At 53.2% G+C, this 15,853-nt stretch carries 13 protein-coding genes and 1 tRNA gene; 7 read left to right on the plus strand and 7 right to left on the minus strand.

Annotation, left to right across the window (positions count from 1 at the left end; translation table 11 throughout):
* Positions 1-149: 149 nt before the first annotated feature.
* The 5 genes from CTZ24_RS02200 (at position 150) to cydC (ending at position 8,058) form a co-directional block, all read left to right on the plus strand.
* A complete protein-coding gene (locus CTZ24_RS02200) occupies positions 150-746 on the plus strand; it encodes a DUF2913 family protein (RefSeq protein ID WP_244634013.1) in 597 nt (198 codons plus the stop codon).
* Between the two features lie 1,398 nt (positions 747-2,144).
* Positions 2,145-3,587 (plus strand): cytochrome ubiquinol oxidase subunit I, encoded by a 1,443-nt coding sequence (locus tag CTZ24_RS02205; RefSeq protein ID WP_021184208.1) that lies wholly within the window; start codon positions 2,145-2,147, stop codon positions 3,585-3,587.
* Between the two features lie 16 nt (positions 3,588-3,603).
* Positions 3,604-4,650 carry a cytochrome d ubiquinol oxidase subunit II gene (locus tag CTZ24_RS02210; protein WP_021184209.1) on the plus strand — a complete coding sequence of 349 codons (1,047 nt, stop codon included), beginning with the start codon at positions 3,604-3,606 and terminating at the stop codon, positions 4,648-4,650.
* A 7-nt stretch (positions 4,651-4,657) separates the two neighbouring features.
* Complete coding sequence (gene cydD / locus CTZ24_RS02215) at positions 4,658-6,418, plus strand: thiol reductant ABC exporter subunit CydD (RefSeq protein WP_208724680.1); 1,761 nt, start codon at positions 4,658-4,660, stop codon at positions 6,416-6,418.
* Entirely contained in the window at positions 6,415-8,058 is a 1,644-nt protein-coding gene (gene cydC / locus CTZ24_RS02220; RefSeq protein WP_208724681.1) for a thiol reductant ABC exporter subunit CydC, read from the plus strand. Before cydD ends, cydC begins: the two co-directional genes overlap by 4 nt.
* 168 nt (positions 8,059-8,226) lie before the next feature.
* Here cydC and CTZ24_RS02225 read toward each other — a convergent pair whose 3' ends face one another.
* The 7 genes from CTZ24_RS02225 to aspA all read right to left on the minus strand — a co-directional run bounded on the left by CTZ24_RS02225 (position 8,227) and on the right by aspA (position 14,521).
* On the minus strand, positions 8,227-8,400 hold the full coding sequence (locus CTZ24_RS02225) for a YlcI/YnfO family protein (protein ID WP_021184212.1): 174 nt from the start codon (positions 8,398-8,400) through the stop codon (positions 8,227-8,229).
* A 377-nt stretch (positions 8,401-8,777) separates the two neighbouring features.
* Positions 8,778-8,853 (minus strand) — tRNA-Phe (locus tag CTZ24_RS02230).
* Positions 8,854-8,961: 108 nt separating this feature from the next.
* Positions 8,962-9,540 carry a division control transcriptional repressor DicD gene (gene dicD / locus CTZ24_RS02235; protein ID WP_021184213.1) on the minus strand — a complete coding sequence of 193 codons (579 nt, stop codon included), beginning with the start codon at positions 9,538-9,540 and terminating at the stop codon, positions 8,962-8,964.
* 65 nt (positions 9,541-9,605) lie between these two features.
* The gene (locus CTZ24_RS02240; RefSeq protein ID WP_208724682.1) at positions 9,606-11,306 is read right to left on the minus strand and encodes a protein-disulfide reductase DsbD; all 1,701 of its coding nucleotides are present in this window, start codon (positions 11,304-11,306) and stop codon (positions 9,606-9,608) included.
* Positions 11,282-11,605 (minus strand): divalent cation tolerance protein CutA, encoded by a 324-nt coding sequence (gene cutA, locus CTZ24_RS02245; protein WP_021184215.1) that lies wholly within the window; start codon positions 11,603-11,605, stop codon positions 11,282-11,284. Before cutA ends, CTZ24_RS02240 begins: the two co-directional genes overlap by 25 nt.
* A gap of 74 nt (positions 11,606-11,679) precedes the next feature.
* Positions 11,680-12,981, minus strand: a complete 1,302-nt coding sequence (locus CTZ24_RS02250) for an anaerobic C4-dicarboxylate transporter (RefSeq protein WP_208724683.1) — start codon at positions 12,979-12,981, stop codon at positions 11,680-11,682.
* A 103-nt stretch (positions 12,982-13,084) separates the two neighbouring features.
* Positions 13,085-14,521: an aspartate ammonia-lyase gene (aspA, locus tag CTZ24_RS02255; protein WP_021184217.1), complete on the minus strand. Its 1,437-nt coding sequence runs from the start codon at positions 14,519-14,521 to the stop codon at positions 13,085-13,087.
* Between the two features lie 385 nt (positions 14,522-14,906).
* Here aspA and CTZ24_RS02260 point away from each other — a divergent pair, with 385 nt between their 5' ends.
* Together CTZ24_RS02260 and CTZ24_RS02265 are read left to right on the plus strand one after the other, a co-directional pair.
* Entirely contained in the window at positions 14,907-15,359 is a 453-nt protein-coding gene (locus CTZ24_RS02260; RefSeq protein WP_021184219.1) for an FxsA family protein, read from the plus strand.
* Positions 15,360-15,555: 196 nt separating this feature from the next.
* A complete protein-coding gene (locus CTZ24_RS02265; protein ID WP_021184220.1) occupies positions 15,556-15,849 on the plus strand; it encodes a co-chaperone GroES in 294 nt (97 codons plus the stop codon).
* The last annotated feature ends 4 nt before the right edge of the window (positions 15,850-15,853 follow it).

The raw sequence follows: 15,853 nt of genomic DNA on the forward strand, positions 1-15,853 counted from the left end.
AGATTATTCTTTAATAATGCCTTTAATAAAGGCAGGACACATCAGAAAGGTGAATGTGTGAGGTTTACATTCTGCCAAAATTGTATTTCACTTGAATCCGCTGGAGTGGCAGTTAATGACATGGAGATGTTGCTGTGAGAACTGAACCGTTGACAGAGAAAACCGGACATTTAGCATGGTGTGCATTGGTGGCTCTGCATGTTGCCAGACTGGATGGATTAGTAGGTTCGGTATCGCAGGAAAATATTTTTCTGATTCGCTGGCTCTCCACGGCACTGAAACAACATCGTTTCCCCCGTGAGGTCGCGCCGGATATTCACTGGTTACTGAAACAGGGGCGAACTCTTGGCGCAAGGTCTGAATTGCGCGATAAGCTTGAATATCTCTGGCGTACCTGCAATGGCGTATTACTGGAGCAAAATGATCTGTTCAGACTGACCTATGCCATTGAAACGGCGAAGCAGATGGATTTTACCTTTCATCATCTCAATGATCGGGAATGGTCCGGGCGTAATAGGGTCAGTGCTAATCCGGTGATGGATGCGATTTATTTGTCACGTAGCTCGCTGGATGTCTCATTTAATGAAGACGGCAAGCAAATTGCGCCTTTAATGGTGCGGCTGACAGGAAACACGGCACGACTGGAAAATATCCTTAATCGTTACGGATGGTGCACAGAAAACTGTGCTGATCACCAGATACCTTCTCTTTATCGGTTAGTGGTGCATAGGCCATTGAATCAATAATTCGCTAATTATATTTTCATATGATTGATACCGCATTAGCGCGATAAATCGCGCCGCTGCGAATGGGTGTAAATACGATTGCTTTCCGTAACCCTCTAAAAGACTAACCTAGACAGTTCATCAATCCTGGCCGGATATTCATTTCACGCAAACTAAACCAAGGTATAGTCATAACTGCTTTGGTCATTCGTGGAAATGTTATGGCAATCTTTCACCTGTTACATCTGCGCGAAATGCTACGAATGCTGTTCGTTATTTTATGCGTGATTTTGAAGCATTTTACCCATCGCAGTTTATGTTCGAAAATCGTGCTGGCTTGTCTCATCTATGTGGCCCAGGCGCTGCTATGGTGGCCTTAGTTCACCAGGTTGACTGTCACCAACCTCAACCGTAATGGATGAGCTAATCGTGCGCTGGGGTAAAAAAAGGGTTCATGTGAAGCATGAACCCTTTTTCATGACAACTCACCCACGACAGGCCGGATATTTTATCGTCAGAAAATAAAGGATCTGTTGGTAAATTATAAATGTTACTCATTGGTTATTTTTGTTGTTAATTATCGACTGAAAGGTTATTGATATGACCATTATGATAATGCGGATATCGTTTTTTTTGTGAATTTTATGTACCTTTATATTGATTAAACGTTATCGTACACATTGGAAATTATTATTATCCCGAAGCGGTTTGAATTTTTATAAACATCCTTATTAGTCATTTTTTGGTAAACACTGAAAAATCACAATTTCGTTAACTTGTTGATTTGGATTATTATTTTGTGAGTGCTTGCGTATTTTTTATTGCCGAATCAGCCGCAATTTGACTTAGAATAGTCAACTGTTTCAATGTTTGATTTTCTTTTGGTTACAGTTGGTTGGTTGATTGATTCATTTTTTGTTTCTTGTGAATGAATATAAGATCTCTTGCAACAGAAAAACGATTTACCCACATTTTTCTTGACAATATGCGGGTGGGGGGGAATATACTGACCCTCATTCGGACTACACAGCTCCTATATTGTGCTTTATTGACAATATAAGCGTCTCGAAACCTGGATCATCTCAAATAAGCAAATTTCAGGTCTTAACGGTAATTTTCTTACCGTCGAGTATTGTTGCGCTTATTTTTAAGCTTCGTCGGCAATTGCCTGGTTGTAAGCATGGCCAACTGGCCAGGCTCGACATGCCATGTACATGTTGTCGGATATTATCCTGTTTCTAATGTGTTTAGCAGGGACATGTGCTAACCAGGATGTTTTGGCGTGTAGACTAATCCGATGGTGCGACACCTTTTTCTACACTCCCCGTTCTGACTCTTACCACTTCACCTGCCATGTAAGGGGAAGAGCGTTCGGTTGTCGCTGGCTAATCTGGTCACTTAATAGAAAAGAAGATAGTCATGTTAAGTAACGATCTCACATCGCTGATTACGCGAATCGACTTCGCGTTAATCTCATCAGTACATATCATTTACCCACCACTGACCATTGGTCTGGCCGCGCTGCTGTTCATTTCTGAACTGATGTGGGTCAGAAAAAATGATGAAAAGTGGTACCGCTTGTGTCGCTTTTTCGAAAAGCTGTTCATCGTCAACTTCGGAGCCGGTGTGGCAACGGGTGTTACGATGGAAATGGCTTTTGGTATCCTGTATGGCCGCTTTTCTCAAGCTGCCGGGCCATTCTTTGGCCAGGTGTTGGGATATGAGACCATCACCGCCTTTATGTATGAAGCCGGTTTTATCGGACTGATGATTTTTGGCTGGGGCAAGATCAGCCGTGGGATGCATCTTTTCGCGACTTTCAACGTCGCCCTCTCCTCAACGCTTTCAGCGATGTGGATTCTGGTCGCTAACTCCTGGATGCAGACGCCAACCGGTGTCGAATACAAGAATGGCATCTTTCATGTGACCGATTGGGTAGCCGCGCTCCTCAATCCGAATGTCAAAAGCGCGTTTCCTCACATGTTGCTGGCCAGCTTCGAGCTGTCGCTCTGCTTCGTGGTCGCGACCTGTGCCTGGTTCGTACTGAAACGCCGCAATGTGGAGCTTTTCCTGCGACCGCTGAAATATGCGCTGGTGTTGCTGGCCGTGGTTTCTGCTGCACAAATCTATATGGGTGATGTGCTGGGCGAGAATACTCTCGAAAACAAACCTGCGGCACTGGCAGCGATGGAAGGGCACTACGACACCTATGATGCAGCAGGTAACGTCAACAGCGCCTGGCATATCATCGGTTGGCCGAATGCCGAAGGAAATGGGCTGGCCTGGTCGATTTCTATCCCGCATGCACTCAGCCTGATTGAAACCAAAACCTGGAATGGCCCGGTGAAAGGCCTGAACAGCTTCCCGAAAGACGAACAGCCGCCTGTGGTGCTGCCTTTCTATGCGTTCCGCGCGATGGCCGGAGCGGGTGGTGCAATCCTGCTGGTCAGCCTGTGGGGTATCTGGCTGATGGCGCGCCGTCGTATGACGGTGGAACTGGCCCCACGTAATACGTTGTTCCTGTTTATCGCGGTTGTGATGGTGGTGCTGCCTTATATCGCGGTAATCGCAGGTTGGTGGACGCGTGAAATTGGTCGTCAGCCGTGGATTGTTAACGGACTGATGCGTACTGAGGACGGTATGAGCGCGATGACGCTTGGCCTGGCAATCTTCTGGCTGGTTGGCTTTGCCATCTTCGAGTCAGCGGTGGTTGCCGGTACGATCTGGTTCCTGGCAAAAGTTGTTCGTCAGGGTCCTGATTTGACCAGCAAGCTGCCGGGTGAAGGCCATGAGCATATCGGCCAGCTCGACCTGCCGCCAGGCGGTCATGCTGACCATCCTGAATACGTAAGACCGGTCTGACGCGGAGAAGAAACCCATGGATATGCTTACTCATACCCAGCAATTTCTGACGATTGCCTGGTGGCTGGCTTTTGGCGTCAGCGTGTTGTTATACATTGCGCTGGATGGCGCAGACCTTGGGGCGGGGATTTTCTCGCTCTTCGTAAGAGATCATGACGAACGCGGCGCAATTATGGCGGCGATGGCCGGCACCTGGGATGCCAACGAAACCTGGCTGATTGTGGCCGGGGGGATCATGTTTGGTACTTTCCCGTTCGTTTACGGTTCGGCTTTTAGCTACCTGATGGTGCCGATGGCGCTGGTGTTATGGGGCATTATGTCTCGTGCTGTGGCGCTGGAGTTCCGTCACCTGGCGTCGCCGTTCTGGCAGCGCTTCTCAGACGGGGTGTTTGGTGTTGCCAGTCTGACCGTGACCTTCTTTGGCGGCATGTGTGTCGGTGCCGTATTGCAGGGATTTGCGCTGGATACCCCGGCGCAGGGCGTGCCGCATTATGCGGGCGGGGCGTTTAACTTTATTTCGCCTTTCTCCATCTGGACCGGCATTTCCTCCTGCGTTGCCATGACCTTCTCCGGTGTGCTGTTTGTGCGTGCACGTTTTGAAAAGTCAGAGCCTATCCGTCAGGATGCTGCCCGCTGGACTGCGACCATTTTCTGGTTAGCGATTGCTGCGGTAGTGATCACCTGGGTGTGGAGCGCGGCGATTTTTGACTGGGCGCGTGCGAAGTGGTTTGGCCCGCACTTCTGGATTTGGGGCCTGTTTGGTCTTATCGCGCTGTTCTGCATTGAGCAGGTGCGTCGTGACACCCTGAAAGACAAAGATTTTGCGGCGATTATGTGGTTCAACGGTGCGGCGCTGATTCTGGGCTTTGGTATGTTGATTACCATGTTCCCGTGGATCGTACCGAATACCTGGACCATCTGGGCCGGTGCCAGCCCGCAGGTTTCCCTGATCACCTTCACCCTGACAATGGGTGGGTTTGTACCAGTCATGATTATGTATAACTGGTACCAGATTTGGGTCTTCCGGGGGCGCATCTCCAAACTGGTTGGTTACGGACACTAAACGCATCATGTCGGCTCGTCCTCCCCTTAGTGGCGCAGCCGCTCGCCTGGCGGAACGTTGGCTCTCCAGCCAGCGTCGCCAGGCAGGCGCGCTTTTCTCCCTGTCCGTCACCATGGCAACGCTGAATGCCATCATGATGATTGTCCAGTGCTGGCTGCTGGCATGGTTGATCGACCGGGTTGTCATCGGCGGCAAAGGATTGACCGAACTGTTCCCCGAACTTTGGCTATTGCCTGTCGTGATGATCCTGCGTGCAGGTCTGGACATGCTGCGCCAGGGCTTCGCTTTCGAGAGCGCCGCGCGCATTCGACAGACGTTGCGGGGAACGTTACTGGAACGTATCGCGGCACTGGGTCCAACATGGAGCCAGCAACAGCGCACCGGCAGCATCGCCAGTTCGCTGGGTGAAGGTGTCGAAGCGATCGAAACCTATTTCTCCGCCTTTCTTCCGCAAAAAATCATCATCGGTATCGTGCCTCTGGCGATCCTGGTGGCGCTGTTCCCCGCCGATTGGGTTTCCGGGCTGATTATGTTGATAACGGCCCCCCTGGTTCCGTTATTTATGATCCTGGTCGGCAAGGGTGCCGAAAAAATGAACCTCCGGCAGTGGCATAAGCTCAGCCTGATGAGTGCGCATTTCTTCGATGTGATTTCTGGCCTGACAACCCTGCGCCAATCCAATGCGGCCCGCAGACAGGCGCAGATCATTGCGGTGATTTCCGAAAACTACCGTCAGACGACGATGAAGGTGCTGCGCGTGGCGTTTCTGTCCTCGCTGGTGCTGGAATTTTTCGCCACCATTAGTACCGCGATGGTGGCGGTCTATGTCGGCTTCCGTCTGTATTACGGTGAACTGGCCTTCCTGCCAGGTTTGTTCGCGCTGCTGCTTGCCCCTGAGTTCTTTCGTCCTCTGCGCGATCTGGGGGCACATTATCACGCCCGTATGGATGCCCTGGGCGCGACCGAAGGGCTGTTAGCTATCCTGAATACCGAGCCGCCTGCAACGGCACCCAACACGGTGACACCGGTTGGTGCGCCGCAGGAGATTCGTGTTGAAGGGGTGAGTTATCAGCATCAGGAAGGCGGCGGCATTGAGGACATCTCCTTTACGCTGCGCCGGGGTGAAACGCTGGCTATTGTTGGCTCGAGTGGTGCAGGCAAAACCACCCTTGCCAGGCTGCTGTTGCGCTTTATTACCCCGGCAAACGGGCGGATTCTGATTGATGGACAGGATCTCTCCGGATTGGATTTACCCGCGTGGCAAAAGCAAATCGGCTGGCTGCCACAGCGGCCCACGCTGTTTGCCGGTTCAATAGCCGATAACATTTGCCTCGCACATCCCGAAGCCGGGAACCACGAACTGTATGCCGCTGCGCGACTGGCTCAGGCTGCGCCCTTTATCGACGCGTTACCCACCAGCTACGCCACCCAGGTTGGCGATGGCGGCCAGGGCCTTTCTGGTGGTCAAATCCAGCGCGTGGCGATGGCGCGAGCTGTGCTGACCGCACCACCGGTGCTCATCCTTGATGAGCCGACGGCGGCGCTGGACAGCCACACAGCGCGGCAGATGATGGGCGCGTTGGCCGAGGCGTTGCCCGATTCAGCTCGGTTAGTGATTACTCACGATACCGACGTGGCGGCGATGGCCGACAAGGTTTTGGTGCTGGCGCAGGGCAGGGTGATCGAGTCAGGCAAGCCCCAGGATCTGCTGCAAAATGGCGGTGTGTTTGCCGAGCTTGAACGGCTTCAGAAAGGAGCAAGCGCATGAACGACTTACGTCATCTCTTAAGTCTGGCGCGCCCCTGGCGGTGGCGGATGGCGCTCGGTATCGGTCTGTCTGTCGTCGTCATCCTGTCTAACGTCACGCTGCTGGCGCTGTCGGGTTGGTTTATCGCGTCGATGGCGCTGGCCGGTGTCGGGGCACTGACGCTGGAGTTCTTCACACCGGCTGCCGCTATTCGTGGCCTGGCGGTGTTGCGTACCTTCGCTCGCTACCTTGAGCGCCTGGTGACGCACGATGCAACGTTACGGCTGCTGTCAGTGCTGCGTGTCTGGTTTTATCAACGTCTTGAGCCGTTGGCTCCCGCCCGTTTACAGGGTTTCCGCGACGGTGATGTGCTGGCGCGTCTGAGAGCCGATATTGATAGCCTCGACAATTTTTACCTGAGAATTCTGGCTCCGGCGATTGCCGGGCTGATCTCATCGGTCGCCATCCTGGGCGTGCTTTTCTGGTTCTCTCCGGGTGTCGCCGTTATTGATGGCGTGATGTTGTTGCTCGCGGGGGTGATTGTGCCGCTGGCGGTAGCGTCCCGCACTCGGGCAAGTGGTCATGCGGTCGCGGGATTACGTGCGGCGATTCAGGCTGCGTCGACCGATCTGATTCGCGGCCTTGGCGAGTTACAAGTGGCGGGGGCTGTTGCCCGACAGGCCGGACATTTGTCCCTGCTTTCACAAAAGTTGATTGCCGCGCAGCGTCAGCAGGCGTGGACCGGGGCGTCAGGTAGCGCATTGTCGGCCCTGGCAGGCCAGTTGGGTATGTTTTGTGCCTTTATCCTGCTGGTCGGTGCGGGACATGCCGGCGGTATCGCCGGCAATGACATCGTCATGTTGTTATTTGCGGTACTTGCCAGCACGGAAGCGGTGGCGGCATTGCCCACGGCATTTGCCGCGCTGGGCGTCACTCGCGAAGCGGCGCGGCGGATTTTTTCCATGGCGGAACTTACCCCGGCCGTGGTTTTGCCCACGCGCAGTGAAATGCCTGCAACCTTCGATCTGACCTTTTCCGCGGTCACCATGCGTTATGCACCAGAACAACCCGTTGTGCTGGACTCACTCAGCTTTCGGGTTGCGCAAGGTCAGTGCCTGGCGTTGCTGGGGCCCAGTGGGGCAGGTAAAACCACGATTCTTAACCTGATACAGGGTTTTTGGGATTGTGAAAAAGGCGAGGTGTTGATTGGTGGTCATGCAGTAAAAAGCTTATCGGATGAGGTACTGCGACAGATTATCTCGGTGGTTGGACAAAAAACGTATCTGTTTAATGCCTCCATCCGGGACAACCTGCGGCTGGTATCCCCTGATGCGGATGATGCAGCCTTATGGCAGGCTCTCACTCAGGCGTCACTGGCAGAGGAAGTCCGTGCTTTTCCTGCGGGGTTGGATACGTTGGTCGGGGAACTCGGTACCCGGCTTTCCGGTGGTCAGGCACGCAGGATCGCCATCGCCAGAGCTTTTCTGTCGCATGCTCCCGTCATCTTATTAGATGAACCGACAGAAGGATTAGATGCCACCAATACCGACATGGTGCTGAATGCGCTAAAAGAATTGGTGAAAGGAAAAACGACGTTATTGGTGACACACCAAATTCAGCCATTAATTCTGGCAGACAGTCGGCTGGTGCTGGAAAGTTAATAAAATAGAAGGTCTGTTATGAGAAAGTTATTTTCCATAACAGACCTTTTTTTATCCATGCGAATATCGCAGAAAAGTTCTTTTATCTCTCGCCAATACGTTATGTCTTATTGTTTCTTTTGTCAGTTGCATGGTGGGTGAAATACCCGAGATATTTAAATAATAATTTTATCTTTTAAAATTCTTTTGAATCTCCCGCACCTTAAGACGACAGGCATCCACGACCCAGGCCGAGAAGTTCTGGCTGTTTTCACTGTTCATGCTTTCTTCAATCTGGTCGAGCAGCGTATGAGAGAAACGGATGTGTTTGCGACGGGTTTTGGAATTTGTCATTTTGTCCATATTTGTCCCCTGTAAAATTATCAAAATCTATGAAGGTGGCTGAAAGGTAGAATAATATTTCTCTCAGGCGGTTTCTGTAGAAAAGCGATCAGCAGGTGAACTTTGATACTTTTCCGAACCGTATAATTTTCCTGATGTGAAATACCAGATTACCAGAAAATGGGTGACTCCGTAGTTATTTCAATGCGCGGATATTGGGATTATTCCCAGCGAGATGTTGAGTCATGAATATTACGGAAGCGATAATAATGCTATAAAAATTTTCAGAATATGGGTACTGAAAGGAAGGGCATTTCATTTACAAAGCGTTAGTTAATGTAAAAACGACCGGAAGCCAAAAAGCAAAAACCCAGCCATTGGCTGGGTTCTCTGAATTTTGGTGCCCGAACCCGGAATCGAACCAGGGACACGGGGATTTTCAATCCCCTGCTCTACCGACTGAGCTATTCGGGCAACGGGGCGCATTAAACCCTAATGGCTCACGGTCGTCAACGGCTTTCGCGAAAAAACCGCAGGAAACGTGATTGATTGCCTGCTTTTCATGCAGAACCGCCAAAATGGCTACGCGAGCGCTCCATTTTTACGGCACAGCGCGATGCTAAGCACATCTTCGGCCAGACGGCGCGCCATCGCAACATCCTGCACGTTGCGCTTCACCAGCAGCTTGCTCAGGCAACCCTCCAGAATCAATTCCATCTGATCTGCCACCATTGTCGGGTTATCCAGCTCAAGATTAACCAGAATATCGTGGGTAAATTGCCAGGAGGCGCGTTTTTGCTGTTCTGCCAGTTGATGGACGGGTTGATCCGGCTGCGGATAGAAGCTACAGGCGGCGATAAACAGACAACCGGGGAAGCGACCTTTGCTGACATGTTCCGCCAGTACCTCATAGCGCGCCAGCAGCTTCTCTGCGCCGCTCAGACGTTCGTTGAGTTGAATCTGGCGCCGCCAGCTATCAATCTGCTGACCGTGATAGCGCAGGGCGTCATACAGCAGGGCATCGCGGTCCGGCCAGAAGCGTTCCAGCTGTTGGGGTGCCAGTTCGCTGTCTCCGGCCAGTTGTTGCAGGGACGTGGTGGCGGCGAGGCCGCGTTGTTCAAGCACATTCAACGCATGCTCGAGTATCTGTTCACGTTGCAAGTGACTCTCCTCTGGTATGCGGCCCGTCCGGCAATCGGACGGGGTGTGTCTTGCTCCAGTGTCGTTTAACGCGGCAGATTGTGCAAATGCGCGCGGAATTCGTCGGCGTTAAGGAAACCGGTCACGCGCGAGTCAGGAATCTCTTTACCTTGCGCGTCGAAGAACAGAATGGTCGGCAGGCCCAGTACCTGTAAATGCTGCAACAGGGCGTTATCCTGAGCGTTGTTGGCGGTGACGTTCGCCTGCAACAGCTGCACCTGGCTCAGGGCGCTGCGCACCTGTGCGTCGCTGAAGGTGTACTTCTCAAACTCTTTGCAGGCGACGCACCAGTCGGCATACAGGTCGACCATAGTCATGCGCCCCTGTGCCTGTTGCAGCGCCGTATCGAGCTGCTGGCTGCTGGCAATCGGCTGGAAGGGCAGATGGGCGACGGTTTGCACCGGGTTATCGACACCAAACGCCCAGTCCTGCAATGGACGCGCCGCCACCACCGCAGCCACCAACATCACCACCTGTACCACACGTCCTTTGCCCTGTAGCCCCAGGCTAAGGCGAAACGCCCAGGCAAAGAACGCCACGCCGAGCAGGCTCCACAGGCGCATGCCCCAAAGATCGCCTATTACGCGTTCCAACAGGAAAACCGGCAGTGCGAGGATCACAAAACCAAAACCTTCTTTGACGCTATGCATCCACGGGCCGCTTTTCGGCAGCAGTTTGTTGCCGAACAGCGTCACGGCAATCAGTGGCAAACCCATACCAAAAGCGTACAGCCACAGGGTACCCGCACCGGCCAGCAGATTGCCGCTCTGGGCGATATACAACAGGATCGCGCTGAGCGGCGCGGTGGTGCAGGGGGAGCAGATCAAACCCGCCAGCGCACCCATCGCAAATACGCCTGGCAACGATCCTCCCTGATGGCGGTTACTCCACAGCGTCAGACGTGTTTGCAGACTGGCGGGCAGTTGCAGGGTGAACAGGCCAAACATCGACAGCGCCAGTGCGATGAACAGCACCGAGAGGCCAATCAATACATAGGGATGCTGCAACGCCGCCTGAAAGCGTAACCCCGCAGCCGCAACCACCACGCCAAGCAAGGTGTAGGTCAGCGCCATACCCTGTACGTAGACCATCGCCAGCGCGAACAGACGACCGAGGGAAAAGCGTCGCGGGCCGCCAAGGATAATGCTGGAGATCAGCGGATACATCGGCAGTACACAGGGGGTAAAGGCAACACCAATGCCAATCAGCAACGCCCACAACGGCGAGAACGGCAGCGGGGTGCTGCGGTTGTCCGGTTGAGCGCTTACCGCGGGCGCGGCGTTATTAGCGGCGACGGCGTTAAGTGGGACGGAGCGGGTTTCGGGTGGATAACAAAAGCCCGCAGCGGCACAGCCCTGATAGGTTACCGTCAGAGTGGCCCCTTGATCGGCCTGATGGATGATGACCGGCAGTTGTAAATCCTGCGGATAGATTTCACTTTTCCCGTAGAACTCATCCTCGTGCGCTTGTCCTGGCGGCAATGCCAGCGGCGCTATTTGCGCTTTTTGCGGCATAACCTGGATTTTCTGGCGATAAAGGTAATAGCCGGATTTCACTTTCCAGCTCAACGTTAATTGATTGCCTTGCTGGCTAAAATCGAAGCCGAAAGCCTGGTCAACCGGTACGAAGCGGCTGTTGTTATTGGGCGAAAAGATTGATGCCTGAGCCGACAGGCTGATAAACAGCGCCAGGCAGAGGCCGATCAGGCGAGAGATGCGTGCAGCCATGACAAGTATTCACTGTCTCCATGTTGTACCGGCAACGCCAGTAGTTCCGGCACATCATAAGGATGCGCCGCTTTAAGCAGATCCATTAGCGCCTGCTGATGTTGTGTATCGCTTTTCAGTAACATCTGGACTTCACTGGACTGCTCCAGTTTTCCTTCCCAGACATAAAACGATGTGGCACCGGGCAGTAGCGTAACGCAGGCGGCCAGTTTCGCGGCCAGCGCACTGGCGGCCAGTTGCTCGGCACAAGTCTGGTCCGGGGCAGTGCACAACACAATAACTGCTGAATGGGTGTGCATCAGAAGGCTCCACTGACGAAAGGGGTGATGATAACACGACCAGATAAACGCAGGGTTTACAGGTTGTAACCAGGCTACAGGATCAGGCCACCCAGCAGGAAACCAAAAAGCACCGACAGTACAATCGCCAGCACGCCGGGTACAATAAACGAATGATTAAACACATACTTACCGATGCGTGTTGAGCCAGTGTCGTCCATCTCTACCGCCGCCAACAACGTCGGGTAGGTAGGCAGTACAAACAGGGCGGAAACCGCAGCGAATGAGGCAATTGCCGCATGGGGTGATACGCCCAGCAACAGCGCCGCTGGCATTAGCGCTTTGGTGGTCGCGGCTTGTGAATAGAGCAGGGTGGCAGCAAAGAACAGCACCAGCGCCAGCAACCACGGGTAGCTTTGCAGCATATCCCCGGCCAGCGTCTGAATCGTGTCAAGGTGCGCTTTAACAAAGGTATCTCCCAGCCAGGCCACACCCATGACGCAGATACAGGCGCTCATGCCGGACTTGAAGGTACTGGCGCTGAGAATTTCACCGGTATCGATTTTGCAGGTCAGGCAGATAAGCGTCGCGATGGTGAGCATAAACACCACGATGGCCTCGTTGCGCGGCAGTACCGGGTTGGCTATCAAACCCACGCTATCGCTGATCGCGGTGGCATACAGCACCACCGCCGCAATACCCACCAGGAACAGCGCCACCGAGCGTTTGGCTCCCGGCTTGAGATTAAACACCTGGGCGCCACGTAACGTCACTTCACCCTTTGCCAACCGGGCCTGATAAACGTCGTCGTCTTTCAATTCCTTACCGAGGAAATTGGTGACGATGGCGGCACAGAAGATCGCCAGCATGGTTGAGGGCAGCGCTACGCCGAGCAGGGCCAGATAACTGACTCCGCGTGGTTCCAGCAGCGAGGCGAAAAACACCACCGCAGCGGAGATCGGTGAGGCGGTGATGGCAATTTGTGACGCCACCACGGCGATGGAGAGCGGGCGTGAAGGCCGCACACCTTGTTCTTTGGCGACCTCGGCGATCACCGGCAGAGTGGAAAAAGCGGTATGGCCAGTACCGGCCAGCAATGTCATCACATAAGTGACCAGGGGGGCGAGGAAGGTGACGTAACGTGGATGGCGGCGCAGCAGGCGTTCAGCGAGACTGACGAGATAATCCATACCGCCCGCCACTTGCATGGCCGCAATGGCGGCGATCACCGCCATGATGATTTCAATCACATCAAAAGGAATCGCGCCGGGTTTCATGCCGCAAAATAGCGTCAGGACCAGCACACCCAGCCCACCGGCAAAACCAATGCCGATGCCGCCCAGACGGGCACCCAACCAGATCGCCAGCAACACGATCATTAATTCAACCACGACCATCTTTTCACTCCCTGAAACGCGACATTCCTTAGTTGTAGTCGCCAAAAAAAAACACGCCCGCATTCTCTACGGGCGTGCTTGCGACAACGTGATCCAGAACGGATTATTGTTCGTTTTCGTCGGTGTAGCGTTTGGCTTTGTAGGCCGGGAACATCAGGTTCTGAATGGAGAAGATGTCGTCCAGCTCGGCTTCGGTCAGCAGGCCACGTTCCAACACCACTTCACGTACGCTCTTGCCGGTTTCGGCACAAATCTTACCGACGATGTCACCGTTGTGGTGACCAATGTACGGGTTGAGATAGGTGACGATACCGATCGAGTTGAACACGTAGGCTTCACACACCGCTTTGTTGGCGGTGATGCCGTTGACGCATTTCTCCAGCAGGTTGTAGCAGGCGTTAGTCAGGATGCTGATGGATTCAAACAGCGCCTGGCCGATTACCGGCTCCATGACGTTGAGCTGCAACTGCCCGGCTTCGGCGGCCATCGTCACCGTAGTGTCGTTGCCGATGACCTTGAAGCACACCTGGTTCACCACTTCCGGCACCACCGGGTTAACTTTGGCGGGCATGATGGAAGAACCTGCCTGCAATTCCGGCAGGTTGATCTCGTTCAGACCTGCGCGTGGACCTGAGGAGAGCAGGCGCAGGTCGTTACAGATTTTCGACAGTTTCACCGCCAGGCGTTTCAGCGATGAATGCACCATCACGTAGGCACCGCAGTCGGAAGTGGCTTCAATCAGGTCTTCCGCCGGGACCACCGGCAGGTTGCTGACTTCAGCCAGACGTTGTACCGCCAGATGTTGGTAGCCGTCCGGCGTGTTGAGACGCGTACCAATCGCGGTCGCACCGAGGTTCACTTCCAGCAGCAGTTCTGCGGTGCGCAGAATGCTACGCGTCTCCTCGTTCAACAACACGTTGAAGGCGTGGAATTCCTGACCAAGTGTCATTGGTACCGCATCCTGCAACTGGGTGCGGCCCATCTTCAGGATGTTCTCGAATTCCACCGCTTTGCGCTGGAAGCCTTCACCCAGTTGGTTGATGGCGTCGATCAGTTTGAGAATCGAGGTATAAACGGCGATACGGAAGCCGGTGGGATACGCGTCATTGGTGGACTGACACTTGTTCACATGGTCGTTCGGGTTGAGGTATTGATATTCACCTTTGTGGTGACCCATCAGCTCCAGACCGATGTTAGCCAGCACTTCGTTGGTGTTCATGTTGACCGAGGTACCCGCGCCGCCCTGATAGACGTCAACCGGGAATTGATCCATGCACTTACCGTTGTTCAGTACCTCATCACAGGCCTGAATAATGGTGTTAGCAATATTGCGGGGAATTGTTTGCAGCTCTTTGTTTGCCAGGGCGGCTGCTTTCTTCACCATCACCATACCGCGAACGAATTCAGGTATGTCGCTGATTTTGCTATTACTAATATAGAAGTTCTCAATCGCACGCAGAGTGTGAACACCATAGTAGGCGTCGGCCGGAACTTCACGCATGCCTAACAGGTCTTCTTCGATACGAATGTTGTTCGCCATGATTACCTTCTTATTATGGCTGCTGAGTGGCTGCCGGACGCACTCTGAGGCGATCAGAGGAGGACGGCGAGTCACATGCAGGTGATGCAATTATATTGTCGTGGAATACCAGCGCCGACATTTTATCCATCTTCGGTCTGGCGAGCACGATCATATTCTGTCATTACAGAAAAGCCTGTGCACAGATCACTTTACGGGCTTTTGCTGGCGCTACGCTAATAACGATATGTGATGTTTCTCACAATTTTAAGTCAGCCGGAAAAATTTGGCAGGATCGGTTGAAATCACTCCCCGGAATGACCATCTCTTTCATTACGGTCCCTTTGACCATCCCATTCTGCTGTCTGGCCTGAAGCGAGGCAGCCACAACTCACAGGAGATATCGGTGCGCTGGTTACCGTTTGTGATTTTTTTTGTTCTGGCCTGGATTGAAATCACGCTTTTCATCAAGGTCGCGCATGTGCTGGGCGTTCTGCTCACCATGCTGCTGGTGATTTTCACCTCATGTATTGGTGTCTCGCTGGTGAAAAATCAGGGCGTAAGAAACTTCATGCTGATGCAGGAGAAAATGGCGCGTAATGAAAGCCCGGCGGCAGAGATGATCAAAAGCGTTTCGCTGATCATCTCCGGTTTTTTGCTGCTGCTTCCCGGCTTTTTTACCGATTTTCTCGGACTGTTGTTGCTGCTGCCACCGGTGCAAAAGCACCTGACGCTGAAGCTGATGCCGCATCTGCGCGTCTGGCGTGGGCCGGGAGCAGGACCAGACAGTGGCTTTACCGTTGATGGCGAATACGAGCGCAAAAATAACGATCGTATCGGTCACGACAAAGACCAGTGATTTTCTCAAGGCGGCGTGAGCCGCCTTTTTGCTGGGTTTTTCGTCGTCTGTTACAAAAACGAAAATTTTTTCTGTTTTCCCCCTTGAAAGCCTTCTTATTAGCCCTAATCTCTTCCTCCACGAGGCCGGAAGCCATGAAGCCCGGCGTTCAACCCCTAAAACTGAATGATTGGACTTTCTAAAGGAGAGCTATCACATGTCAATTCGTCCGTTACATGATCGCGTGATCGTCAAGCGTAAAGAAGTTGAAGCAAAATCAGCTGGCGGCATCGTTCTGACCGGTTCTGCGGCAGGCAAATCTACTCGCGGCGAAGTGGTTGCAGTAGGTAAAGGCCGTATCCTGGAAAACGGCAACATCCTGCCACTGGACGTTAAAGTGGGCGACGTGGTGATTTTCAACGAAGGTTACGGCGCAAAAACTGAGAAGATCGACAACGAAGAAGTTCTGATCATCTCTGAAAACGACATTCTGGCGATTGTCGAAGCGTAATTTT

This window comes from Pantoea phytobeneficialis (assembly GCF_009728735.1).
Classification (GTDB): domain Bacteria; phylum Pseudomonadota; class Gammaproteobacteria; order Enterobacterales; family Enterobacteriaceae; genus Pantoea; species Pantoea phytobeneficialis.